Origin of the sequence: Prevotella sp. CAG:255, from assembly GCF_000431195.1 — a bacterium.
GTDB lineage: Bacteria > Bacteroidota > Bacteroidia > Bacteroidales > Bacteroidaceae > Prevotella > Prevotella rara.
Window position 1 is genome coordinate 1 of record NZ_HF986777.1, and the last position, 1,535, is coordinate 1,535.

Below are 1,535 nucleotides of genomic sequence, written 5' to 3' on the forward strand. Positions count from 1 at the left end.
TAGTTTTGAAAACCTAAAGGTTGATGTTTGACAATAGGCTACAAGAAGCAACAATGCTATTGTTCTGTCGGATATGCTATCCGACAGCATTAAGTATCAGGATCTGTGATCCGAAATTCATACCTTTTAATCAAAAAATAGGAAGTAATCGGATTGAAAATCCTTATACTTAATTCCGGCAGATTATAAATCAGCCGGCACATTAGTCTTGCTGTTACATACCATAGTTTTGAAAACCTAAAGGTTGATGTTTGACAATAAGCCACAAAGCATTTGACTTTAACTTCTTTAACTACTCTAACTCCTAAAGAATAAAAATGATCACCACCGGCATCTTCGGGGGCTCTTTCAACCCCATACACAACGGACACGTAGAGCTGGCGCGCCTGCTGTTGGCAAGTGCGGGACTAGATGAAATATGGTTTGTCGTGTCGCCGCAGAACCCGTTTAAGCGTGCTGCCGACCTGCTTGACGACGAACAGCGGCTAAAGATGGTAGAGCTTGCGCTCAAAGGCGAGCCGCGTATGCATGCCTCCGACTATGAGTTTCGCATGCCCCGTCCGTCGTATATGTGGCACACCCTTCAGTCGATGAGCCGCGACTATCCCGACCGCCGGTTCGTCCTGCTCATAGGTGCCGACAACTGGGAGCGCTTCAGCGAGTGGTATGCCTGGCGCGACATCCTCAGTCATTATCGCATAGTGATATATCCCCGCGGCGGTTCTGCCGTAGATGCCGCGTCGCTGCCCGAAGGAGTCAGTCTCGTAGACACCCGTCTGATAGACATCAGCAGCACGCAGGTAAGGCAGTTCATTGCCGCCGGCCGTCCGATAAACGGTCTTGTGCCCGACAGCGTGGCCCGTTATATCAGCGACAACGGTCTGTATGCTCCTAAAGTTTAAGTCGGTGGATAACATATCGGAGCTGTTTTTCCGTAATTCTGATATTGTTCTTATTGCATTGCTAATTGTTAAAACACAGCATGAAATAGGTAAAAACTCAGGACAAAAATATTTTTCATTCTAGAAAATCAACTTATAACGTATGTTAAAGATGATGGCATTGATACCACGCTTCTTTAACATACGTTTATTTTTATGCCTATTTTCAACATCAAAATCAGCCCTTTTTCGTTCACAAATGCCTGCTTTTAATGTCGTAAACGTATGCTTTTGTGATGCTAAACCTATCGTTTACGGGTGAAAAGTGGCCGAGTAATGTTTTTTAACTATTGCCTTCTTGCTTCGTAATCTTGGTAAAAGCCGATATATCAACACTTTACCGGAAATGTCAATTTTGTGCAATTTTTCGCACCAAACCACGGTTTCGTGATGAGCATGGCAATTCTGGAGAGGTTAAAAGTTTATTTTAGTAGTTAAAGGAGTTAGAGTAGTTAAAGAAGTTAAAGTCAAATGTCTTGTGGCTTAAAAACAAACGGCATATACCAACAAAGCTAATGTGCCGGCTGATTTTCAATCTGCCGGAATATAGTATCAGAATTTTCAATCCGCTTGCTTCCTATTTTTTTGATTAAT

Annotated in this window: 1 protein-coding gene; it reads left to right on the top strand. The window is 43.1% G+C overall.

The genetic code is table 11. The features are described from left to right. The first annotated feature begins 317 nt into the window (after positions 1-317). Complete coding sequence (nadD, locus tag QVO66_RS02515) at positions 318-902, top strand: nicotinate (nicotinamide) nucleotide adenylyltransferase (protein WP_021853818.1); 585 nt, start codon at positions 318-320, stop codon at positions 900-902. The last annotated feature ends 633 nt before the right edge of the window (positions 903-1,535 follow it).

Excerpts from the sequence above, each read along its gene's own strand:
- nadD (WP_021853818.1), top strand. The coding sequence starts at position 318 with ATGATCACCACCGGCATCTTCGGGGGCTCTTTCAACCCCATACACAAC.